Genomic DNA, 23,972 nt, shown 5'->3' with positions numbered 1-23,972 from the left:
ATTGGCAGCTCAAAACAGATATTCAACCTATTATATTAATTGTAACACATTAATCGAAAACCTAAATAAAGCACATTACGAGAACAGACTTGCTGAAAGACTTAAAAATTATGCCAAGTACAGAGTTCTTATCATTGATGAAATTGGATATTTGCCAATGGACATACAGGGTGCAAACCTTTTTTTCCAGCTCATTGCAAAGAGATACGAAAAAAATACTACAATACTAACATCAAACAAGCCTTTTTCTGGATGGAATGAGGTTTTTTCAGATATAACAATAGCTTCCGCTATACTTGATAGAATTTTGCATCACTGCACTGTTATCAATATAAAAGGTGATAGCTATAGGCTCAAAGAGCGAAAAGAATTTATGAAACAAAGACAGCAGATGAACACATTGTTTGAGCCAAGTAATAATTAGTTATTTTTTTGCCATAAAACTACAAAATTTAAACGCTATTTTTTTGCATTTTTGTTCCGTTGTTGACAGTGTTAAAGCAGTTCAGACACTTTCCCGCATCAACCGCACATGCCCTCTAAAGACCGAGACTTTTGTTCTGGATTTCGTTAACTCCCGCAAAGACATAGAGGACGCTTTCCAGGACTACTATCAGGAAACGAGCGTGTCGGAAACAACCGATCCAAACACCATTTATGATATTAAACATGTGCTCGATAGTTTTATGCTATACACTGATAGCGAAATAGATGCGTTCTCAAAGGTTTTCTTTAAAGTGACAAAAAACCAAGCCAATATTGACTTAGGTAAGTTGAATAGCTTCATCGACCCCGCTGTTGATCGTTATAAAGCTCTCACTGAAGAACAGGATAAGATGGATTTCAAGGGCGCACTTGCCAAGTTCATCCGACTATATTCTTTCCTTACCCACATCATTAACCTCGGAGACGAAAAGCTTCATAAATTTTACGCTTATGCCAAGTGCCTCTATCGTAAATTACCAAGAGGTGGCGAAAAAACACCGAATCTCGATAGCGATGTAACATTGCAATATTACCGCATCCAAAAGACTTATGAAGGGTCAATTTCTTTGAAAGTTGCAGATGGAGTTTTGGACTACAAAACTTCCGGCACCGGCTCGCCACTGGAAGATGAAAAAGAAATATTATCGGAAATAATCAAAAGCCTTAATGAACGGCTTGGTACAAATTTTACTGAAATGGACAAAGTGCTTGAGCAGTTCGTACAGGATATGTCCACTAACGAAGAAATGGTACTTCGTTCCAAGAACCCACTCGACCTCTTCAAGATCATATATGACAACAGTATTATGGACGTAGTTCTTAGTCGAATGACGAAAAATCAAGAGTTCTGCGAGAAGTATCTTGAGGATGAGGAGTTCCGGAAGGAAATCGACAAGATTCTGCTGCCTCTCGTTCATGAACGGTTATCAAAAATGTGAATAAACCTATTGTCCAACGATTACTTCAAATGCTTAACGATTTGCCTGAAAAATGCACACCCCCGCCTAATGTCAAACGATTTGAAGCCACTCTTACGGCTTCATTAACTGGCAAACAAATAAAATCTTCAAAAGCAGCAGCCAAAAACTGAAACAAGCGGTCTCCGAAAAACCTCGGAAACCGCTTGTTTCAAGCCGTTTTTGGGCAAAATAAAACCACCCTTTGATAAAATAGTTTTTATCAATTGATGGTACTATTTTTGGCGGAGAAGGGGGGAGTCGAACCCCCGCGCGAGTTACCCCGCCTAAAGCTTTAGCAAAGCCTCCCCTTCGGCCTCTTGGGTACTTCTCCATATGTATTGCTCATAAGATAAAAAGAATAAATCTTCTTTTTCTATCTGCAAAAATTCACTATAAGAATCATTGCTTTACTATTCTAGAGTTGCAGACGTTGTTTGTCAAGCGGATTTTTAATAAAAATGAGGCAAAATGGGGAAGTAAAATAAATCACAATATTAAAGCACTATCATTAAGGAGTTGCTTTAATTTAGTCTTTTGTTTCACTATCCGAATTGTTATTACCAGCAACATAGTCATTTGTTACATCGCCGCTGCCTGTGATGTCAATTGGTTCTCCTAGATGGGTGGGGTCTGGTTTAACGATGCAAAAGAAAACATCTTTGCAGCGAGCTAATATTTCACGCAAATCACGTGCCGTCTGTCCTCCTAAGCGAGTCTGATCAGCTTTGATTCCTGTTGCTTCTAAATCAAATGCATTGGCTATGTATAGTGCACGGTACAGATGATACTCTTGCGAAATAATGATTACCCGCTCTAGTCCGAAAACTTCTTTTGCTCTGTACACGCTTTCATATGTGGAAAAACCGGCATGGTCCATAAAAATATCTTCTGTTGGCACTCCTTTTTCAATTGCGTAATTTTTCATGACTGCCACTTCATTGTATTCTACCTGTCCGTGATCGCCGCTCATTATCAATTTATTGACAATTCCTTCAGAGTAAATTTCTATTGCCATATCAAGTCTCTCTCGTAAAAGGGGAGAGGGAACCGCGTTATTATACACTCCACATCCTAAAACAAGTGCCGCTTCAAAACTCTTTGGATCTGTTAAATCATTGCTCTCACTATAATTCACATTATTACCGTTATCTGCAGACAAAAAACTGCTTAAATCAAATATTCGATCTGAAGAAGATTTTTTTACCAAAATATTTAGCATCAGTACTGTGATGCTAAGAAGGAGAATGCACACTGCTATAACAATAAAACTACGTAAAAAATAATAAGTTAAATTTTTAGTTTCAGTCATTGTGTCGATGCCTCAATTTCATTAATTTGTATTATTTCTATATCATATTCCTGTTCCATAAAATCTAATGCTTTATCTAAAATTCTTTCGCCTAATGTAGGCTGCTCGCTGACACAGGCGATTCCGATCAAGGCTAGTTGATGCTTGTCCTGCAATCCTACCTCTGCTGTTGACAGCGGAAACATGTTACGAAGACGTGCTTGGAGACTTCGCAGAATTTGCCTTTTATCTTTCAGCGAATGACACTGTGGCATGTAAATTTTTATTTCTGCTGCGCGAACAATCATTTTTCTCCTTTTCAAAAACTCAGCATATCAGATGAAAAGAAACAGGTATCGATAAATTATATCATTTTTCTTGACATTAAATTGATGCATTGATAACCTATGCATAGATATACGATGTATGGAAAGTTATTGAAAGGTGGTGTAATGGAGTTTGGCGCACAGTTTATGTAGAAGTTGCGCAACTCTGTGGAATATGAGAATAAGTAAAGAGTTGGTTAAGGGCAGTACATCTTTTTTGGTGCTTAGTGTTATTGGCGAAAACGATATGTATGGATATCAGATTATCAGAGAAATAGAATTAAGATCGGAAAAAGTTTTTTCTTTAAATGAGGGTACACTTTATCCTATTTTGCATTCGCTGGAAAAAGAAAAGCTCCTTAGTTGTTACTGGGAAAAAAGTGAATCCGGGCGCAAGCGTAAATATTATAAAATTACGGATAAAGGCAAAAAAGAGCTTGCTCAGAAGCGTTCAGAGTGGCAAAGATATACCTCTGCTGTATCTCGTGTGACTGGAGGTGCAGCACTTGCAAACAGCTGAAGAAAAAATTGCTCAATTTCTTGATGCTATTACCGGCAGGATTGCATCAAAGGAGAGAGCGATCGAGTTAAGAGAAGAAGTATTGGATCATCTTGAGTGTAAAATTGAGTTTTATACAGATTGCGGACATGATTATGAGATGGCTGTAGCAAAAGCAGTAGAAGAAATGGGTGATTGTAGTCAGGCGGCTGAACAGCTTGGAAACATTCATAGCAGATTACCACATATTGATCTTAAAAATTCGTTAACCAGAATAGCAATTGGCATTTTGATTCAATTTTTTAATTTTGACATAGAACCAATAAAAGGGATTATCATTATCATTGGCATTATGTTGGTTTTTAGTGGCCTTCTTCAATTACGTAATATAAATAGCAAAATTAATTATGCCTGGAAAATTTCTATTATTCAGCTTTGTTTTCAGGTGCTAATCTATGTTATTTCTATTACCCCTATTTTCTTTTTTTATGAGTCGCAAAATATTCTTATTGGTTTTATTGCGGGACTGATACAACTGGTTTTGCTTGTTTTTCTTGGATTGGGGCTGGCTGAAGTTGTAAATAAAGCTTCAGAAGGATATACAAACAGGGAATTTACAAATCTTGAGCAAAAATTGAAGAACTTAGGCTGGTTATACTTCATAATGCTTTTGCTGGCTGTTTGGGGCAGCATAGATCAGGGTTCAGGAGAAATACTAATTTTCCCTTTTATATTTATCATAATCGTTATTTTAAGCAGAATACTTAAAGTCAGACGATTTCTGATGATGAGGGAATTTGGCAAAGGGGTAGTTGAGCTTTCTGGTAAAAATTGGATTTGCTTAATTTGTATAAGTGCAGCCTGCCTGATACTTCCCTATATGATAAGCTTTGCTTTGCATTCTTTGCCAATCTCTGTTTGGCAGCAGCAGGTGTTTGATGAAGAAGGACAGTTCGATTTAGCAGCAGAAATAATAGGGCTGCCGGAAGCAGAGCGTATAGCAAAAATATTTAGTGATACAAAAAACAATGCTGAATTATTTGATTATCTGCCATATGAAGAAATTGTCAGATTGGAGGGACTGGTTGAGATTTACAGTCTTAGTCAATCGGTTAATGTCAAAGATGGTATTCTGGAAAGCTACTCTCTTGTTTGTCTAAAAGAAGATGGTACTGCAGAGCAGATTTTCTATTTTTTATGGGCAAAAGCTCCTTCCAGGGGTAGTAGGGATACTATATTATTGCCTCGAGGACAATATTATACTTCGGAAAATAAGCTTAACAATCGTGTATATATCTACTCAGAGAATGCTTCTGGTAAATTAATGTACCAAAAAGCAGCTAATATGAGATTAAGCAATAATACTTACCGTGTAAATAATTCTCAGATTATCCAGGAAATTCTCTCTATAGATTATAATGTTGCTGCTAAAAAAGAAGGCCAGAAAATATTTGTTTTTTCCAGCCTTAACGATTATACATCTGCAAACCTGTATCGTTACTATGATGAGAATTATATCTATGAAGAAGAAATTTTGCATCAAAATGGCCTTGATACAGCCGTTGTTGAAACAACCAATAATTATTACCCAGGAGATAACTATAATAATATGCCTGATAATTTCCCGGGATGTCTGTATATAAGTCGAGATAAGCTTTTCCCTCAATCATATTCTGCGAGCATGAATGTAGATGAATTCACATTGATTCATAATCTTGAAGGCTTTGGCTATACTCAATCTTATATCAGGAATGTTATGGAAGTTCTTAGATAACAACAAAATGAGCCTCATTTAAGGCTTTGTCCGCAATTACTGCAAAAAACAGACCTTTTCACATAAATCGCCTGCCTTTCTTCGTACCTTAATTATACTGCACGAAGCTTTAGAAAAGAATCTTTTTACTTCCCGGTTTCGATTCTGCTATTAGTCTGCCATCCTTATAAGAATGGATCACCTGCGAATTATAATTAAGCGCATCGTAATAATTCTTGGCGTCCAGGATTACAAAACTTGCTGGTCTGCCAACTTCGATACCGTAGCTGTCACCAAGATTAAGTGTACGGGCAGCATTAGTTGTGACGAATTTATAAGAATTCATGATTTCTTCATACCCCATCATCTGACAGACATGAAGTCCCATGAAAACTACATCGCGCATATTACCGTTACCAAGTGGATACCAGGGATCGAAAATATCATCGTGCCCGAAAGAAACATTAATACCTTCAGCAGTCAGTTCTTTTACCCTTGTAACACCCCTCCTTTTTGGATAAGTGTCCATACGGCCTTGCAAATGAGTGTTGACAAGAGGATTGGCTACAAAATTGATTTGACTCATTTTTAGAAGCCTCATTAAACGTACGACATATGCATTGTTGTATGAATGCATAGCCGTAGTGTGGCTAGCTGTCACTTTTTCGCCGATACCCGCTTCATAGGCGCGGGCAGCAAGTGTTTCCAGCCCTCTTGATGCTTCATCGTCTATCTCGTCACAATGCACGTCTACCAGCCTGTCATAACGACAGGCTAGATCGACGGCAAAATTTAGCGACTCTACGCTGTATTCTCGTGTGAATTCAAAATGTGGGATAGCACCTACAACATCTGCTCCCATTTTTATGGCATTTTCCATCAAGTCTTGTCCGTTCGGATAACTTAGAATTCCTTCCTGAGGAAAAGCAACAATCTGTATATTGATAAAATCCTTCAGTTCATCACGAAGCTCCAGCAAAGCTTCCAAAGCGGTTAGTTTCGGATCAGTTACATCCACATGAGTGCGGACATGCTGGACTCCGTTTGCTGCCTGCATTCTTACTGCCCTGTTGACGCGTTCTTTAACATCTGATTTTGTTAAATTCTTTTTGCGTTCGCTCCACAACTCGATGCCCTCAAAAAGTGTGCCTGAGCGATTCCAGTCTGGTTCGCCTGCAGTAAGTGTTGTATCGAGGTGAACATGAGATTCGATAAAAGGAGGTAAAACCAATTTGCCCGCAATATCTATTGTTTCTTCACCGGCAAAAGCCTTGAGATTTGATCCTATTTCAGCAAACAAACCATCGGTTATCCTAATATCTTTTATCTCATCGGAGTTTTCAATATACAGATTTCTTAAAAGCATTTTTCGTCTCCGTTATTTGTTTTTTCTGCTCACTGCTTCAGCAATAAGATAGCAAATAATAGCTGTTATCATAGCATTTATCGCAGCAATTCCAAAATCAAGCAGATTTCCGGCCGCAGCACCAGCTATAACACCGATGATAGCACCCCAGTTAAATTTCCTTTCGATTTTGGTTGCATTTTTATAGTCGGCGCGATGCAAGAAAAAGTCAAGTGCGATAATTGCTCCGACAGGAGGAAGAGTAGCATTAAGTAAAGCCAGCCAGCTTACAAAGTTGTTATAAAGCCATATAGCACTTATAGTTCCTACAAACCCTGCAATCAATACCATTGGACGTTTGCGAACTTTAGTTATATTTGAAAGACCGAGACCTGAAGTATAAAGAGCATTATCATTTGTTGTCCAGATATTGGCACCAAGAACTATCAAAGCGGGAATTGCCAGCCCTTGGGCAATCAGAACATAGAAAATATCATCCTGTCCGGTAAAAGCTCCACCTACAGCTCCAAAAGCAAACATAAGCGTATTACCAAGGAAAAATGCGATGATAGTTGTTATAACAGCTATTTTACTGTTTTTAGCAAAGCGAATGAAGTTGGGGGTGGCAGTTCCTCCACTGACAAAAGAGCCAATGACCATTCCTGTTCCGGCAAAAACTGTTACTGTACCTGCATTCTCAGCAAAAATAGCTGAGAGTCCATCACTGCTGCCTACCGCTGTTACCATTGAGTAAATACCCAAAACTGCTATAAGTGGTACAGCTATATAGCTTATTATTTCCAGACCTTTAATGCCGAAATAAGCTGAACCTGTCATGCAAAGACCGGCAATAATAACAAGAAGATAAGCGTTGATACCCAGTAATTCTGATGCAGGTATAGCAAACATTGCAACACCTACTCCAAACCAGCCTATCTGGGTGAAGCTAATAAGCGCAGATGGCAGATAAGAACCTAATTTGCCAAATGACCTTTGAGCCAGCAAGTCAAGACTTAAACCTGTTGTGCTGCCAACATATGCCAGTACACCTGTATATGCTCCCAGGATAATACCGCCAAGTACTATAGACCAGATAAAGCCACTCAAATCAAGGCCGTTGCCTAGTCTGGCACCAACACTCATGCTAGCTGAAAAAAAAGTAAAGCCGAGCATAATGAAGAACATTGGCCAGAAGCCTTTTCTTGCTGAAGTAGGTACTTGTTCAAGTGAATAATCTGCATCATGGTGAATAGGTTTTTGCTTGTTCATAGACGCCCTCCAAAAAATCTTAGATGTAGTTTGCACTAATGTAAAAGCAACGGCTTTGTCCTATGTCTTTCCATACGACAAAAGGAAAAAGCCTGAATCATCTTGCAAACTACAAAAAATCCTGCACAGAGTGCAAGATCACGCTGTGTTTAACACACAAACACAAACGCTCGTCTTTGACGCGCCCGTATATGTAATCTTGCTGGTATCACTGTACCAGATTAAAGAAAATGTAATGCGAAAATGTTAACACCTGTTTCAAATTATTGTCAAGAAAAACAGTAATAACAGCCACAAACGACACGCTTTGTCATTCGGGATTTTGTGAAACAGGTTTTTTTGCCGGCCTGCCCAAAAAGAACCCTTGTGCCAGATCTACTCCGCAGCTTTTAATGTAATCAAATTCCTGCTTGTTTTCTATTCCTTCAGCAAGTGTTTTAATATTATACTGCTTTGCCAGCTGGAGATAGTGAGACAGTTTTTGCTTTTTGGCTGCATCCAGGTGAATACTGCGAATAATATCTAAATCTATTTTTAAATAATCAGGCTTAAGTTTTAGCAATGCTTCAGGAGTAGCATAGCCGCTTCCCATATCGTCCATTGCAGTTTTATAGCCTTTGTCTCTATAATAATTGAGAATACGGTTTAAGTGGACAAAGTCTTCAATATATTCTGTTTCTACAACTTCAAATACAATCTGCTTGGGGCTTAGGTGATTCTTTTGTAAAGCAAGATCAGTAGATTTAAGGCACTTATCAGGATCATATATGGCGGTCGGAACGAAATTGATAAAAATCTTTTCACTGATTCCAGCTTTTGCAGCCTCATTAATTACCTTTTCCCTGCACAATCTATCGAGAAAGAAAAGGGTATCTGTTTTTCGGGCATGATCAAACATTTCCATAGGCTGCATAAGTTCATTATTTTTTAAAATTCCGCGAGATAGACCTTCATAACCATAAATTTCACCGCTTTTAATATCAACTATAGGTTGAAAAAGAACTTGTATTTTTTCGCCAGCCAGAATATCAAGGTATTCATTTGCTTTTAAAAGGTCTGACCAGTACATAAGACTATGATTAAGTCGCAGATGGCCAAAAGAAAAATCTTCACTTTTAGGATATGGCAGAATCTTTATATCTTTTTGTTCGATTTCGCTTAAATTCATATTTTCGAGATCTCTTATAAACCCTGAAAAATTTTCAGATTTAAAATGGAATGTTGCATCTTCAAAGTCGTAAATTGTACTGTTTGCTGCAAGGTAATTTTTTATTGGCTCTATATGGTGCACAGTTGGTACGGTCAAGCAAATATTGCTGTTATTGAATTTGCTTTCAGGCAATTCAGTACATTTTTTACAATCCATAATTATCCCCTTTAAACAATTAAATAATTAATTCTGATAAAATTTGCCTTGCAAAACTATTTTAACCCCAGTTACTAAACAAGCACAATAACTTATGCTAAGATTATATATAATTGTATTTCAGCATAAACGAAAAAACATGTTATTACTAGGATAGACGAAACAGGGGAGCATTATGAATAACTGGATTGATAAATTATCAAATAAAATAAGGCGTATAGCAGTGCCGAGTCTTATGCGCTACATTGTCATATCGATGGGTGCGGTTTTTGTGCTTGATTTACTTTTTATGGGCAGAGTAAGTCACTTTCTGGCATTCAGCATGCCTGCGATTTTAACCGGTCAGTTATGGCGTGTGCTAAGTTTTATTTTTATACCTATCAGCAGTAGCCCGCTTTTTGTGATTTTCGTTTTGTATTTCTATTATATGATAGGGGAGGCTCTTGAACAGGAGTGGGGTTATCCTAAATTCAATCTTTTTTATTTTACCGGAATAATCGGTACTATTATTGCAGGAACCATTACTGGTTTTGCTACTAATCACTATCTGAATATGTCATTATTTTTTGCTTTTGCAATATTATATCCCGAATTTCAGATTAGATTGTTTTTTGTGCTTCCGATCAAAATAAAATGGCTGGCATATGTTAATGCCGCTTATTTTGTGTACAGTCTTGTTATTTCCAACTGGCCGAATAGGATTGCATTGTTGGTTTCTGTAATTAATCTTATCATCTTTTTCCAGGGTGATGTCAGGAGAAGGCTGCACAATATTAAGAGACAGCGAGAGTGGCGCAAGCATTTCCGTTAAATTTTGCTCTTCAGCAGTGCATGTGTATATCAGAAAATATATTGAGGATTTAGTGTGTTTAAGCAGTTTTTTACTAAAAAAAAGATATATTTAACACTCTTTAGTTCGACTTTTCTATTAAGCGCCTTTACCTTTGGTGGCGGCTACGTAATAATTCCGCTTATGAAAAAGAAATTTGTTGAAGAGCTTGAGTGGGTTGAAGAAAAAGAAATGTTAAACCTGATAGCGATCGCTCAGTCTTCTCCCGGTGCTATTGCTGTAAATGCTGCAATTTTAATTGGCTATAGAACTGCTGGTTTTGCAGGTTCTGCTATTGCTATTTTAGGCACAGTTTTACCACCTTTAATTATTTTATCTGTAGTTTCATTATTTTATGTTGCTTTTCGTGAAAATCCTTTGATTGGAGCTGTTCTTAAGGGTATGCAATCAGGAGTGGCTGCTGTTATAGCGGACGTAGTTTATAAACTTGGAACAGGCGTGGTGAAAGAAAAAGATATCGTGTCAATACTGATTATGATAATTGCTTTTGCAGCAACTTTTATTTTTGAGATTAACATTATTCTGGTTATTTTAACATGTGGCCTGATTGGCTTTTTTAAGACCTTTCTAAATAAAAAGTCATTATTGCCAGGTGATAAAAAATGATGTTGCTGCAACTGTTTTGGAGTTTTTTCCAAGTTGGACTTTTTAGTTTTGGTGGTGGTCTTGCTGCTTTACCTTTAATAAAATCGCAGATTGTAGATCACCATGGCTGGCTTACTTTGACAGAATTTACTGATCTTATTACTATTGCAGAAATGACTCCAGGCCCTATTGCTGTTAACTCTGCTACTTTTGTAGGCATAACAATAGCCGGTTTGCCAGGTGCGATTATAGCTACTCTCGGCTGCATAATGCCCGCTTGTATAATTGTATCTTTTTTTGCTCATATATATTTCAAATATAATAGTCTTTCTTCAATTCAAGGTGTTCTTTCAGGGTTAAGACCTGCTGTTGTGGCTTTGATTGCTGCAGCAGGTTTGTCAATTCTTCTGATAGCATTGTGGGGAGAAGATGTAGATAAATTTAATATTGTAAATATTGATTTTCAGGCAGCAGTTATTTTTGTTATAGGTTTAATTATTTTGCGAAAATTGAAAGCTTCACCGATTGTTGTTATTCTAGGAAGCGGCATTGCAGGTGGAATATCTTATTTGTTTTTTAATAGTTTCAATTAGTGCTTGTAATAAGCTATAATCTTATTAAAGATTATTTTTCCTATATTCATAACATCAATTCAAATATTCGTTTAGGCAAACAAATAATTATTGGCTGACAGCCAGATCGCAACGGGGAGATTTGATTATGAAAAGTGTAATTGTTATAGGTGCAGGGACAGCCGGATTATCAGCAGCAGTCAGACTTCAGACCGCTGGGTTTAAGGTTTCTGTATATGAGAAAAATCCTATTCCCGGTGGTAAAATGTATCAGATAAAAAAAGACGGCTATACTTATGATGTAGGTCCTACGCTTGTAATGATGCCTGAGATTTATGATGATGTATTTCGGTCAGCCGGTAAAAATCCTAGAGATTATATTAATATGAGAAAGCTTGATCCGATGTATTCGGTATATTTTGATCGACCTGATCATTCCAGATATGACGTAAGTACCGATTTGTCTGAGTTAATGGCGATGATGGAAGAAAAAGGACCTGAAACAGCTCTTGGTTTTCAGAGATATCTTGCAGATATTTATGAGAGATATCAGATTGCAGTAAAATACTTTATAACCAGACCATTCCGTAGCTGGAAAGATATTTATAATCCCTCTATGCTTCGCCAGGCTCTTAAGCTGAAGACTTTTGACAGTGCAGATCATATGATGGCGAAATATCTTAAAAATAAAGATATTCAGCAGATGATGAGCTTTCAAACACTATACATAGGGGTTTCGCCTAAGAAAGGACCATCGTTATACAATATAATACCTATGATAGAGCTTATGTACGGGGTCTGGTTTCTTGAGGGCGGAATGCATAGCATGGCACAAGGTATGGCAAGAGTACTTGAAGAGTCTGGAGGAACCATACACTATGATGCGCCAGTCGATGAAATAATTATTGAAAATGGAATTGCGAAAGGCGTTAAAAGTGGCGGTGAAGTAATTTCTGCCGATTATGTTGTTTCAAATGCTGATTTTCCATACACAATGTCGTCGCTGGTGAAGGATACCGATGCAAAAGGCAGATATACTGATAAGAAAATAGATTCTATGGATTATTCATGCTCCTGCCTTATTTTTTATTGGGGTATGTCAAAAAAATATGAACAGGTTGAAACGCACACTTTCATAGTTTCTGCCGATCTGGACAAAAACCTGGAACAGATTTTTGATGGCAATTTTATTGAAGATGCATCTATTTATCTTAGCATTCCATCCAGGGGTGATCAGCGCATGGCTCCGGAAGGAAAAGATGCTTTTTATGTGCTTATACCTGTATCTGAATTATCAACAGCCAGGTATGAGTATGAAGAAAGCATTATAGAACGCTACAGAGAGGGCGCGATTCGTAAAATAGAGCGGCTGCCTGGTTGTGAAAATATAAGAAAAGAGATAGTCAGCGAATCAATTATGGCTCCTTCTGACTTCAAAAAAATGTTTAATGCCTACAATGGTGCGACTTTTGGCTTGCAACCTACATTAAAACAAAGCAATCATTTGCGCCCACAGGCAAAAGCTAAAAATTGTGAAGGGCTTTATTTTACTGGTTCAAGTACTCATCCAGGAGCCGGTGTGCCTATAGTTTTGCAAAGTGGTAAAATATGTGCAGAAGAAATAATGCGTGATGATGCATAATGCATGATCATGTATTATAAACTTATGGGTTGAATTGTTTTTCATGTTTTGTAGAAAGGTGGTGTATAAGAGTTCTCGTCTCGAAACAGAAGTTTTTGACATATGGGAATGAGAATTCTTGCAATTATGAGTGAATTGAGAAAGGTAAAGAAAATAGTAACCGGTCAAAGAACAGTTGATGGTGCAGGTGTTAAACTTGTACGTGTTTTAGGACATGCGGACACTGCTGATTTTGATCCTTTTTTGATGCTTGACGCCTTCGATTCTAATAATCCCGACGATTATATCAGGGGATTTCCTTGGCATCCGCATAGAGGGATCGAAACAATAACGTATTTGATACAAGGAGACATCGAGCATGGTGACAGTCTTGGTAACAGTGGAAGTATTCTTGATGGCGATTGTCAATGGATGACTGCCGGCTCCGGTATTATCCATCAGGAGATGCCTCAGGCCACCGAAAGTGTTTTAGGTGCGCAGATATGGCTTAATCTTCCGGCCAAAGATAAGATGACAGATCCTGCATACGGTGATATTAGGCATGAAAATATTCCTGTTGTTAAAGAAAATAATAATGTTATCAAAGTACTGGCAGGCGAATATAAAGGGGAAAAAGGGGCTTTCGAAGGTAATTATGTAAAGGCAACTTATCTGGATGTAGATCTTGCCCCGGGACAGGAATGGTCATATGAAGTAGATAGAGATCAAACCTTGTTTATATATATTTTTGCAGGCTCTGCTATTTTTGATCCGGCGGATAATATTGAACAGCAGGGTGCTTTGATTATGCAAAAACAGGCAGTTCTTTTTACTCAAGGAGAGAGATTCTGGGTGCAGGCAGCTGAGCAGGGTATAAGATTTATACTGCTTGCGGCCAGACCTTTGCATGAGCCCATAGCCTGGGGTGGTCCGATAGTTATGAATACCAAAGAAGAGCTTGATCAGGCATTCAAAGATCTCAGGACAGATAAATTCATAAAAAAGAAGTAGACACTGAATCTGAAAAAAGTAAAAAGACGGGACAAGTATGATGCGAAAACTAAATAAAAAGCTGATTTTGACTGGTTACCTAAATGCCCTGATGGTAATTTTTGCTATGTCGATGACCATGCTGGGGCCTATTATGCCGGTTGTTATCGAGGAGAATAACTTAAGACTATCGCAAGGTGGTCTTTTAACTGTTTTTCAAAGTTTAGGGGGCATAATAGCAATTGTTATCGGGGGAATTGTTGCTGATAGAATCAGTAAATCAAAGCTTGTAGGTCTTGCTTTTTTGCTTTTTTCACTTGCTATGTTTTGTTTGATCTTTGTAGATGTATATATCTTAATTCTACTGATTTTCTTTCTGTTTGGTGCAGCCGGGAGATCTTTTGATTCAATTGTAAATGCTTATGTATCTGATTTGCATACGGAAAAAAGAGGTTTTCATCTTAATGTCCTTCATACTTTTTTTGGCATAGGAGCTTTGCTCGGACCAATTTACGCAACGTATCTACTTGATTTGCAAACAAGCTGGAAAATGATTTTCAGCATATTAGGCATATGTGGTCTGGCTCTTATTGTATTTATGCCATTGTTTAATATCACAAGTAATCATTCGGACGATAGCAGTATAGATAAAGAAGCAAATCCATTTAAACATTTTGGCAACCTTTTGAATTATCCGGCGATATGGCTTTTATGTGCCATTATGATATTGTACCTGGGAAGTCAATCTATATTGTCAACTTGGATACCTATGTATATGGAAACAAATATGCTGGCTAGTCAGGAAATATCAAGTTTGGCACTTTCGATGATGTGGTTTGGAGTTATTATAGGAAGAATTGGTTCTGCCTGGCTGGTAGGCCGTGTTTCTCCGATGAAGCTTCTTTTGATTGGCTCTTTATTTGGCGGCATCATTATTGCATTAGGCGTACAATTGCAAAATCCTGTTTTTCTAGTTGTTTCTGTCTGCTTAGGAGGTGTTTTTACCGGTGCTACAATCCCTTTGCTTGTAACTATAGCTGCCGATTCTTTTCCTGCACATACAGGATCTGCTTCTGCGATGATTTTCCTTAGCGGATCAATATCCACCATGTTTTTTCCTTGGTTTGCCGGACTTATAGCAGAGTTTTTAGGATTTCAGGTGGCAATGTCTCTTTCGTGGGCAGGATTATTTTTGATTTTGCCAATTATTTGCATTAGCAGAAAGCTTAGCTTATGATTTAACAGAAGAATGATTAAATGCATTTTTGCAAAGAAGTTTTCTATATCAAGAAGACTGTAATTATTTTGGTACTTTAGATTTTTATTATATTTTCACATGCATAACACATTCATGCTGTATAAAATATAATAGCTGGTGTGGATTTGATTAGAATCCATACATTGATTTTGGGTATAAATATTTCGGAGGAATTGTATGAAAAAACTTAGATTTATCCTGGCCGTACTGCTTATAATGGCACTCATGTTAAGTGCAGCAGCAGGTTGTTCAAATGAAAAAGAAGAAACAGATGCTACAACAAGTACATCAGAAACTATTACAGGTGATAATGACGATTTATCAGGTCAAAGTGATCAAATAGTATTTGATTATAGTGAAGGCATCGATGCAAACGGCTTTTGGAGTGGGATAAAGGCTTTGGACTTTGTTGATCTTTGTGATTATAAGCAAATAGAAATATCCTCCGACATTCATGCAATAACAGATGAGGTAGTGCAGACAGAAATCGATTCTTTGCTCAATTCAGCAGCTACTGATGAAAAAATCACTGATCGTGCTGTTAAAGATGGAGATACCGTCAATATTGATTTTGTAGGCAGTGTTGATGGCGTTGAATTTGAAGGTGGTAGCACTGATGGTGCCGGTACGGAAGTAACTATTGGTGTTACAACTTATATAGACGATTTTCTCGAACAGCTTATCGGACATGAACCAGGGGAAACTTTTGACGTCGAGGTAACTTTTCCTGAAGATTATGGTGTAGAAACTTTGAATGGCAAAGATGCTGTTTTTGTGACCACTATCAATTATATTGTTGAGCCGAAAATCCCTGAACTGGATGATGCATTTGTAACAGACAATTTTTATGAAAGTCATAACTGGAACAATGTAAAAGATCTGACAGAAGGAATTCGAAGTGATATGCAGAAATCTGCTATATCAATTTATCTGCAGACATATGTCATTGAAAACTGCATAGTTGAAACCGTGCCTGAAGACATAATCAGATATCAGGAAAATTCGATGATTTCCTATTATCAGGATTATGCAAATGCTTATAGTGTAGGGCTCGATGATTTCCTGACAACTTATATGGGCGCAGCCAGCAGAGAAGATTTTCTGAGTCAGAATCTTTCAGCAAATACGGAATCAGCTAAATTTTATCTGATCATTCAGGCTATAGCTGAGGATGCAGGTATTGAAGTATCTGATGAAGATGCAAAGGCATTATTTGTTGCAGACTACATGTCTGAAGAAGATTATGAAGAATTTGTAAGTGTTTCAGGAATGCCTTATGTTAAGTTGATTGCTTTGAATGAAACAGTCATGCGCTATCTTGAAAATGAAGCGGTGCTTGCCTGATTGATTTATAAACAAGGATGTCATAAAATATAGATAGATATGTAGTATTTCACAGGTAAGGAGGGATTGTTGTGAGTATAACGATAGCAGATTACTCAGCTTATTATTATAATTTGTACAATATAAGAAACAGCAACGGTTACAAAAGATATACCGAAATGGTTTCTTCTATAGGTGCCGCCTCTTTCAATGGTGCCCCTGGAAATGATGGTACTGCAGCTACTCCTTATGGTGTTGCCGATGTTTCTGATGCAGGTAAAGCTCAGCTTGATTATATTTCAGAATATACAAAAGACACTGTGGAGATTAGTGAGCAAAGCAAAAAACAGGCAGAAAATCTCGCAGAATCCTTGCTTTCTCAGTTTTCTTCCTATCAGAACTATATTCAGTCTGCTGTCGATGATTCTGAAACCGGCAAAACTGTTAATGCATCCCAAGCACTTGCTGCTTATGCCAGATCTGCAAGCATAGGATCTTCTTTATCTGAGTTAAACGATTCGGGCAGTTATCTGGACTATATTGAAAAAGCAGGTATTAATTCAGCTTATTCTTCAGATAATTTTTCTTTAGATTTGTTGTCTTCTTATACCGGTTATCTGGATATTTTAACTTGATATTTTAAGACGGTATACGGATGGTATCTAATTACCGAATAAATAATAATTATATTAATTTTTGGACTCTCTTCTTTGTTTTAAGACAAAGAGGAGAGTTTGTTTTTGTTTTATGGTATACTTTTGATTATTTGTTTCAAAATGTCAGGAGTTTGTAAAAAATGAGGACAATAGTTTGGTATACATGTGGCTGGATAGCTCTTGTTATAACATATCCTTTAATCTGGGTAATTAAATTACTTGGATTTATGGGCAAGCCGGAAGTGCAGGATAGGCTTACTGTCGGGGCATCAACTTTCATTGCCAAATACTTGTTTTATCTTACAGGTTCCCGTATTGAAATATCCGGTTTGGAAAATATACCTGAGGGAGCGGTTCTTTTTGTTTGCAATCATCAAGGGCATGTAGACAGCCTTGTTTTTCAGGGGTTTATTAATAAGCCGAAAGGTTTTGTTTCTATCATTGGTGCTCTTGATATACCGATAATCAGGACATGGATGCGATATATGAAATGTGTATTTATGGATCGCAGTGATATGCGGCAAACCAGTCAATGCCTGAATGAAGCAACTCAGAATTTGAAAAATGGTCATTCTATGGTTGTTTTTCCGGAAGGCAGATTAAGTGATTGCAGCCAGATAAATGAATTTAATAATGGCTGGTTCAGGCTTGCTGCCAGAAGCGGAGTGCCAATTGTTCCGGTCAGTATAGACGGAACTTATAAAGTTATGTCCAAGAGCGGTAAAAGTATTAAACCATATCGCGTTAAATGCGTTGTTTCAAAGCCGATCGTCGCACAAAATGTTTCTAAGCAGCAGCAAAATCAAATCATAGAAAATATACGTAATACAATTGCAGATGCCGTTTCACAAGATAGTAAAATCGCAGTTTGATCAAAATATTTTCAGGGGGGAAATATGAAGCAACGTGATTCAAAGATTATGAGAAATATTAAAAAAAGATTTTTGCTAAAACAGCTTATTCTGTTCTTAGTTATTTCATTAATGCTTTTTTCGGGTCTGATATTTTCAAGCGGTTGTTCTAAAAAAAAGATTTTGAATCCAGAAAATCCTGTAACTTTAACTGTTTGGCATAATTATGGCAGTCAGATGAAAAATCTTATGGATGAAATGCTGGACGAATTTAATCAGACTATAGGCATGGAAGAGGGAATTATTCTTAATGTTACAGCAATCTCAGGATCACAGGAATTGCATAATCAACTGATTGCTGCCGCAAAGGAAGACCCAGGTGCTGCTGCTTTGCCCGATATTACGACTGCATACCCTAAAACTGCTATTGAGCTACAGGAACAGGATCTTCTTATTGATCTTTCCTTTTATTTTGATGAAAAAAAACAGCAGGCATATGTACCTGATTTTTTATCTGAGGGAAAGCTTACTGATGATGGTCTTTATGTTTTCCCAATTGCCAAATCAACCGAGGTTTTATTTGTAAACAAAACTTTATTTGACCGTTTTGCATCTGAAAACAACATAGGATACGAGTGTTTTGAAACTTTTGAGGGAATTGCTGAAGCTGCATTAAAATATCACGAATGGACTTCCAGTCAAAGTGGTGAAGATGGAAACGGGAAAAGTTTTTATATGCCGGATTCTCTTTTTAATTTAGCAATGGTGGGAATGAAACAGATGGATGCAGAATTTATAGATGCTTCCGGAAACCTTTCTATTGGTGCTTCTGCTTATGAAAAAATATGGGGAAATTATTATACTCCAACAATTCTTGGAGCTTTTGCTGTTTTTGATGGTTATAGTTCAGACTTGTTTAAAACAGGAGATCTTGTTTGTTCTACGGGTTCTACTGCCGGTGTTCTTTTCTATCCGGATACAATAACTTATCCTGATAATAGGCAAGAAGAAGTTGAATACGAGATTCTCCCTTATCCTGTTTATGAAAATGGCAAAAAGATTGCTCTGCAAAGAGGAGGGGGCATGTGTGTTACCCGCTCAACCAAAGAAAAAGAATATGCAGCAGCAGTTTTTCTGGAATGGTTTACTCAGCCTGAGCAGAATCTGCGCTTTACATCAGCCAGCGGATATTTGCCTGTGACACAGGAAGCTTTTGAACAGCTTTTAGACAACGAAAATGATAATGCAGAAATCAGTGTTAACATATTGAAACAGCGTGAAACAATAAGTAAGATGTTTGAACAATATGAGTTTTTCTATGCGCCCCATATTGAGAATTATGAACAGATCCAAAAAGATTATGATGCGAATATCAAATCTTTTATTCCTCTACAAAAAGAAGTGTTGCTAGAAAAGATGGCAGAAAAGGCCAATTATACTTATGATGAAAAAATAAGATTTGTTCAAAATACTGAGTCCGAGAGCTTGATTTTATTTGAGAAAACATATGATAATTGATTTAGTGGACGGCAATAATTGTTTGAAAAGACAACATATAAAAACAGGAGAGTAAAAAGACTGAAATGAATCGAATACCTTTTTTTAGATTGTTTCGGGAAAATTTGCTTAATATAAGGCAGAGCTCTGTTTCTATACGTCTTCGTCTACTGTTTTTTCTTGCCATGCTTATAGGCATTCTTTTTCTTACTGTTGTGCTGATTTTGCTGCTTACCGGAACTTTTACTGCTGGTAAACTTGAAGCCGAAAAACATTTTACAAGAGAAGCAAATTCTCTTAGTTCGTCAATAGAAAAGGACTTTGGACAGATTTCTGCGTCTGCAGTATCACTTTCTCAGGCAATATCAAGTTCAGCACAGGATTTTTTTTCGGAAAGAGGTATCAAAGCGTCTGATTTAGACAAACATCCAGAGTTAATAGAACCTTTGCTCGATAGCCAATTTGAACGTTTGGCTTTTTCCTTGGAAAAAACCAGAGCAAGCGGAGCTTTTATTATTTTGAATATGACAATAAATAAAAGTCTGCCTAATGCTGAAAAATCAAGAGCCGGATTATATATAAAAAATATGGAGCCGAATATAGTTAGCTCAAGCTCTCCTAATATGACTGTTTTCCGCGGACTGCCAAATATTTCCCGAAGCAGAGGTTTCCCGCTGCATGCTGTCTGGACTATGGAATTTGACCTGGATAATATGCCCGAATTTAATGATTTGATGCTTAAACCGGTTAAAAATGCATCGGAGTTATCGCGTCTTTATAAATGGGGAGATGCCAGACCTTTGCCTGGAATCAACGAACAGTACATGCCTTGTATTGTGCCTCTTATTGATAGTGAAGGCAATCCCTTTGGCATTTGCGGTTTTGAAGTTAGTTCTATGTTGTTTAAATTAAACTATGTACCAGACTATAGTATATATCAGAGAATCAGTTGCATGCTTTTGCCTGTGCAAACTGATTATTTTGATCTGAAAGCATCACTTGCCGGAGGTAGCCAAAATCATTTTGCCGGTAATAGTAATGAAAAGAGCTATTTAAAACCAGAGCGGATGTATTCAACGCTTACTGTTTATAATTATTTGTACGGATATGAAAAGAATAGCCTGATCAAAGGCGATGAGTATATAGGTACAGATAGAGAAATAAGATTAGTTCCGAAGGATTCCAGGTATGCAGAAAAAACTTTTTCTATGGTACTTATTATGCCTGTTGCCGAATTAAGTAATCATCTGGGCAGAAATAATATATATATAGCAATACTCTGTTTTAGTTTTATTATAATAGGGATTTTGGCCGCTGTAATTATAAGCCGAAGATTTGTTAGACCTATAATTACTGGATTGGAAGTTTTAGGTTCTGTAAACTCAGCAGAAGAACTTTCCTGTATGGGAAAAACAAATATAGCAGAAATAAATGATCTCATTGAGCAGATCAGAAGACAAAAAAAATCTCAAAATGATTTGCCTGAAAATCTTTTTGAGGATTTTCTCAATCGCATATCCAGTCTTACAAAAACAGAAAAGCAGATTTTTGCTCTATATCTGGAAGGTAAAAGCATAAGTGAAGTTAACGGTTTAATGTTTATATCTATGAGTACATTAAAAACACATAACAGCCATATCTATGCTAAGTTAAATATCTCTTCCAGAGATGAGCTGATGCTCTATTTAAAACTAATAGAAAAATGTGGTAAAACAGGCGAAGTTCGCTCTAATTTATAGCTTTTCAGCAAAAATCATACCTGGTACAATATCATTTTCCTCGCAAAAAATGCATGCTTTGTTTATGATCAATTTCAATTTTAAAGGAATTGGCGATAAAAAATCCTGCAGCTGAAGGGTTGCAGTAAAATAAGGGGGAAATGAAAATGAAGAAGAAGCTTTTAATTATCACTTTGATAGTTCTATCACTTGCAACTGTATCCGCATGTGGTATCAGAAGTAAAATTGAAAAAAAAGCAGGAGAAGCAATTGGTGAAAAAATTCTGGAACAAGTTGGCGGTGGTGATATTAGTGTCAACATTGATGATGATCAACTTGTCATAGAAGGATCCGATGGCGAAAAAATGCATTTTGGCGGAGGAGAATGGCCGGATGATTCCAAATTGATTAAAGCAATTCCTGAATACGACTCCGGCAAAATTACAAGTGTTTTCAAAACAGAGGGATCTGTAAGTGTAACTATTGATGAAACAGATGATAAGTATTTTGAAAGTTATTTAAAGAAAATAAAATCTGCTTATACCGAAGATGCCTTTGAAAGCATGTCTGAGGGAAGTGTTACATTTTCGGGTGGCAATGAAAAAGGTGTTTTTGTAACTATATTCTATAGCGAAGGTAATTGCATCATATCGGTCACTCAATACTAAAAATTTTGAAGCATACTTTAGAAATGCTTCAAGTACAAAAGGATAAATTTTTGTACTTGAGAACAAACTTTTAATATAGATATATTCAGATTAGATATTCGTATGATAGGATAAACATATTGCGATGACTTTTTGTGCTGATCAGCTTTTGAATAGCTGATTCAGCACAAATATTATGTTTAAAAATAAAAGGAGAGATCAGATGTCAAAATATGTGAAGGGTTCATCAAAAATAATTTCATTGCTACTATGTTTGATTTTACTTGCGGTAATGTTGCCGGCAGGAGTTCTGGCAGTTCCTGTTCAGCCAGTTTTTTCAGGAGAGGGAACAGCCGCATCTCCGTATCTGATTCAAAACGTAGAAGATCTTTATACGCTGGCAAATGTGATAAATGATGAAGACACATCTGCTGCTTATGCAGATAAGCATTATAGAATGACAAATGATATAGACCTTGATGATATTTTGGTACGTGACGTCGATATTGATGTCAGTGATCTCGGGCCGGTGAATAATTTTATGCAAATAGGCCGCTCGGAAGGGGCAGATCTTTATTTCAAGGGAGTTTTTGATGGTGCAGGATATGCGATAAAAAATATGAGAGCTAGTTATATCGGAGTTGTTTCTTCAGAAATTGAGTCTTTGCGTGCAGATTATCAGATATCTTTGTTTTATATACTTGGCTCCGGAGGTGAAATTAAAAACCTTTCTATAACAGACATAGATGTTAATCTACAAAATGATGACGTTAGATTCTCTCCCCTTGTTACTTATATTGATGCAGGAGCGACTGTCAGCAATATAACTACCCAAGGTAATATTAAAGCCTCTCATGCAAGCGGCATAGCTATTAGAAATAGCGGAACAATACGTGATTGCATTAACAATACTAATATAGATGCAATTTGGGAAGCTCGCGGAATAGTAGGTAATAATTATGGCAAAGTGTTAAATTGCCATAATTATGGTTCCATAGCAGGACTATATGCATCTGGGATAGTTGATATCTTGGATTCAATTGATTATTCTAAAAGTTCTTTAGGCTACCAGGTAAATAATGAGTCTCCGATGGTTGTAAATTGCAGCAATAGCGGTTCCATAACAGGAGGATATGTTGCTGCAGGCATTGTTGCTGAAGTTTTTAGTGGAGTTGTTGTAGCAAACAGTTATAATATGGGAAATATTTCTTTTGATACTGTAATTTTGCCTGATGACATAGGTGCTAGTGGTGAATCTTCAGCAATAATTGGTGGTATAATCGGTCAAGTATTTAAAAGTTATGATTATGACGATGGAATAAATGGTTTAGATTTTGCAGATCGCAGGCATGATATATCTTTGTTTGTAGAAAAGGAAAATGCAGCAGTAAGCGATTTTGAGCTTGTCAATTGCTATAATGCTGGAATCATTGATGATGGCGGAATCGATGAAGATGTGAATACATACATCGGATCCCTGATAGGTCGTTCCACACCATATCTGACAATAGAAAACAGTTATTATCTGACAGCAGGCTTAGATGCAATCGGAGCCGTGATGGATTTAGGCCTGAAATCAGACTTGCCTGAAAAGGAAGCCACAATGACAGGTCTGGCAACTTTTACGAATAATAAAGGAATACTAACAGCGGTCTCCGGCCACAGCATAATAGAAAAAGAAACAAAACTTATAAATGCTCTAAATACATGGGTGAGGAAGGAAGCCGCTGGAAGTACTTACAAATACTGGGGAGCAAGTGCTGATGTCAACGGAGGCTACCCGTACTTTAACAATTCTGTAGCAGTTTCTTATAATGGTAACAAGGGCACGGTAACAGTTGATAGTCAGAACAAAAGACCGGGACTTACTTACGGACAGTCATCAACAGGTGCTTCACAGGCATTGCCTAAGGCCAGCAGAACAGGCTACAATTTTGCGGGGTGGTATACTTCGGCGGCAAATGCAAATCAGGCAGGAACTACAGGTAAAGTAAGTGATAGCATGACTATTACGAATAGTGCCAAGCATACGATTTTTGCCGGCTGGACAGCAAGAAATGACACAGCATACAAAGTAGAACATTATCTTCAGGAAACAGCAGGAAGCAATAAT

The 23,972-nt window shown here is 37.2% G+C and carries 22 protein-coding genes and 1 tRNA gene; 17 read left to right on the top strand and 6 right to left on the bottom strand.

The genetic code is table 11. The annotated features are described in order from the left end of the window. Together AC0KSB_RS14235 and AC0KSB_RS14230 are read left to right on the top strand one after the other, a co-directional pair. Positions 1-424 (top strand): ATP-binding protein (locus tag AC0KSB_RS14235; protein WP_472310417.1); only part of this gene is annotated, 424 nt, incomplete at its 5' end. Further along, on the top strand, positions 405-1,424 hold the full coding sequence (locus AC0KSB_RS14230) for a hypothetical protein (protein WP_472310416.1): 1,020 nt from the start codon (positions 405-407) through the stop codon (positions 1,422-1,424). The genes AC0KSB_RS14235 and AC0KSB_RS14230, both read left to right, overlap by 20 nt. Before the next feature lie 261 nt (positions 1,425-1,685). On the opposite strand, the gene AC0KSB_RS14225 is transcribed toward AC0KSB_RS14230, so the two are convergent. From AC0KSB_RS14225 to AC0KSB_RS14215, 3 genes are all read right to left on the bottom strand, one after another. Next, positions 1,686-1,776, bottom strand: a tRNA-Ser gene (locus AC0KSB_RS14225). A 195-nt stretch (positions 1,777-1,971) separates the two neighbouring features. Then, on the bottom strand, positions 1,972-2,754 hold the full coding sequence (locus AC0KSB_RS14220; protein ID WP_472310415.1) for a SanA/YdcF family protein: 783 nt from the start codon (positions 2,752-2,754) through the stop codon (positions 1,972-1,974). Beyond that, on the bottom strand, positions 2,751-3,041 hold the full coding sequence (locus AC0KSB_RS14215) for a DUF503 domain-containing protein (protein WP_472310414.1): 291 nt from the start codon (positions 3,039-3,041) through the stop codon (positions 2,751-2,753). Before AC0KSB_RS14215 ends, AC0KSB_RS14220 begins: the two co-directional genes overlap by 4 nt. 193 nt (positions 3,042-3,234) lie before the next feature. Between AC0KSB_RS14215 and AC0KSB_RS14210 the strand changes: the two genes are divergently transcribed. Together AC0KSB_RS14210 and AC0KSB_RS14205 are read left to right on the top strand one after the other, a co-directional pair. Then, positions 3,235-3,579: a PadR family transcriptional regulator gene (locus AC0KSB_RS14210; RefSeq protein WP_472310419.1), complete on the top strand. Its 345-nt coding sequence runs from the start codon at positions 3,235-3,237 to the stop codon at positions 3,577-3,579. After that, a complete protein-coding gene (locus AC0KSB_RS14205) occupies positions 3,566-5,332 on the top strand; it encodes a permease prefix domain 1-containing protein (protein ID WP_472310413.1) in 1,767 nt (588 codons plus the stop codon). The genes AC0KSB_RS14210 and AC0KSB_RS14205 overlap by 14 nt, the downstream gene beginning before the upstream one ends. Positions 5,333-5,441: 109 nt before the next feature. Here the strand turns inward: AC0KSB_RS14205 and codA are convergent, their stop codons facing one another. From codA to AC0KSB_RS14190, 3 genes are all read right to left on the bottom strand, one after another. Continuing rightward, entirely contained in the window at positions 5,442-6,677 is a 1,236-nt protein-coding gene (codA, locus tag AC0KSB_RS14200) for a cytosine deaminase (RefSeq protein ID WP_472310412.1), read from the bottom strand. A gap of 12 nt (positions 6,678-6,689) precedes the next feature. Beyond that, positions 6,690-7,925 carry a cytosine permease gene (codB, locus tag AC0KSB_RS14195; RefSeq protein WP_472310411.1) on the bottom strand — a complete coding sequence of 412 codons (1,236 nt, stop codon included), beginning with the start codon at positions 7,923-7,925 and terminating at the stop codon, positions 6,690-6,692. 310 nt (positions 7,926-8,235) lie between these two features. Beyond that, complete coding sequence (locus AC0KSB_RS14190) at positions 8,236-9,291, bottom strand: EAL domain-containing protein (RefSeq protein ID WP_472310410.1); 1,056 nt, start codon at positions 9,289-9,291, stop codon at positions 8,236-8,238. A 175-nt stretch (positions 9,292-9,466) separates the two neighbouring features. Here AC0KSB_RS14190 and AC0KSB_RS14185 point away from each other — a divergent pair, with 175 nt between their 5' ends. The 13 genes from AC0KSB_RS14185 to AC0KSB_RS14125 all read left to right on the top strand — a co-directional run. Then, positions 9,467-10,102 carry a rhomboid family intramembrane serine protease gene (locus AC0KSB_RS14185; protein ID WP_472310409.1) on the top strand — a complete coding sequence of 212 codons (636 nt, stop codon included), beginning with the start codon at positions 9,467-9,469 and terminating at the stop codon, positions 10,100-10,102. A 54-nt stretch (positions 10,103-10,156) separates the two neighbouring features. Continuing rightward, complete coding sequence (locus tag AC0KSB_RS14180; protein WP_472310408.1) at positions 10,157-10,747, top strand: chromate transporter; 591 nt, start codon at positions 10,157-10,159, stop codon at positions 10,745-10,747. After that, positions 10,744-11,319 carry a chromate transporter gene (locus AC0KSB_RS14175; RefSeq protein WP_472310407.1) on the top strand — a complete coding sequence of 192 codons (576 nt, stop codon included), beginning with the start codon at positions 10,744-10,746 and terminating at the stop codon, positions 11,317-11,319. The genes AC0KSB_RS14180 and AC0KSB_RS14175 overlap by 4 nt, the downstream gene beginning before the upstream one ends. A gap of 127 nt (positions 11,320-11,446) precedes the next feature. Continuing rightward, positions 11,447-12,940 carry a phytoene desaturase family protein gene (locus tag AC0KSB_RS14170; protein WP_472310406.1) on the top strand — a complete coding sequence of 498 codons (1,494 nt, stop codon included), beginning with the start codon at positions 11,447-11,449 and terminating at the stop codon, positions 12,938-12,940. Positions 12,941-13,048: 108 nt separating this feature from the next. Further along, positions 13,049-13,930: a pirin family protein gene (locus AC0KSB_RS14165; RefSeq protein ID WP_472310418.1), complete on the top strand. Its 882-nt coding sequence runs from the start codon at positions 13,049-13,051 to the stop codon at positions 13,928-13,930. 37 nt (positions 13,931-13,967) lie between these two features. Further along, positions 13,968-15,146 (top strand): MFS transporter, encoded by a 1,179-nt coding sequence (locus tag AC0KSB_RS14160; protein WP_472310405.1) that lies wholly within the window; start codon positions 13,968-13,970, stop codon positions 15,144-15,146. A gap of 198 nt (positions 15,147-15,344) precedes the next feature. Beyond that, positions 15,345-16,511 (top strand): FKBP-type peptidyl-prolyl cis-trans isomerase, encoded by a 1,167-nt coding sequence (locus AC0KSB_RS14155; RefSeq protein ID WP_472310404.1) that lies wholly within the window; start codon positions 15,345-15,347, stop codon positions 16,509-16,511. 71 nt (positions 16,512-16,582) lie between these two features. After that, positions 16,583-17,125: a hypothetical protein gene (locus tag AC0KSB_RS14150; protein WP_472310403.1), complete on the top strand. Its 543-nt coding sequence runs from the start codon at positions 16,583-16,585 to the stop codon at positions 17,123-17,125. 161 nt (positions 17,126-17,286) lie between these two features. Continuing rightward, complete coding sequence (locus tag AC0KSB_RS14145; RefSeq protein WP_472310402.1) at positions 17,287-18,018, top strand: lysophospholipid acyltransferase family protein; 732 nt, start codon at positions 17,287-17,289, stop codon at positions 18,016-18,018. A gap of 24 nt (positions 18,019-18,042) precedes the next feature. Further along, complete coding sequence (locus tag AC0KSB_RS14140) at positions 18,043-19,515, top strand: extracellular solute-binding protein (protein WP_472310401.1); 1,473 nt, start codon at positions 18,043-18,045, stop codon at positions 19,513-19,515. Between the two features lie 65 nt (positions 19,516-19,580). Continuing rightward, positions 19,581-21,233 (top strand): response regulator transcription factor, encoded by a 1,653-nt coding sequence (locus tag AC0KSB_RS14135; RefSeq protein ID WP_472310400.1) that lies wholly within the window; start codon positions 19,581-19,583, stop codon positions 21,231-21,233. Positions 21,234-21,379: 146 nt separating this feature from the next. Further along, a complete protein-coding gene (locus tag AC0KSB_RS14130) occupies positions 21,380-21,880 on the top strand; it encodes a hypothetical protein (protein ID WP_472310399.1) in 501 nt (166 codons plus the stop codon). Positions 21,881-22,082: 202 nt separating this feature from the next. After that, positions 22,083-23,972, top strand: a 1,890-nt coding sequence (locus AC0KSB_RS14125; RefSeq protein WP_472310398.1) for an InlB B-repeat-containing protein, incomplete at its 3' end; no start/stop codon positions are given.

The organism is Ercella succinigenes, from assembly GCF_900002895.1.
The sequence above is the reverse complement of the archived record's forward strand: the minus strand, read 5'-3'. Positions and strand labels throughout refer to the sequence as shown.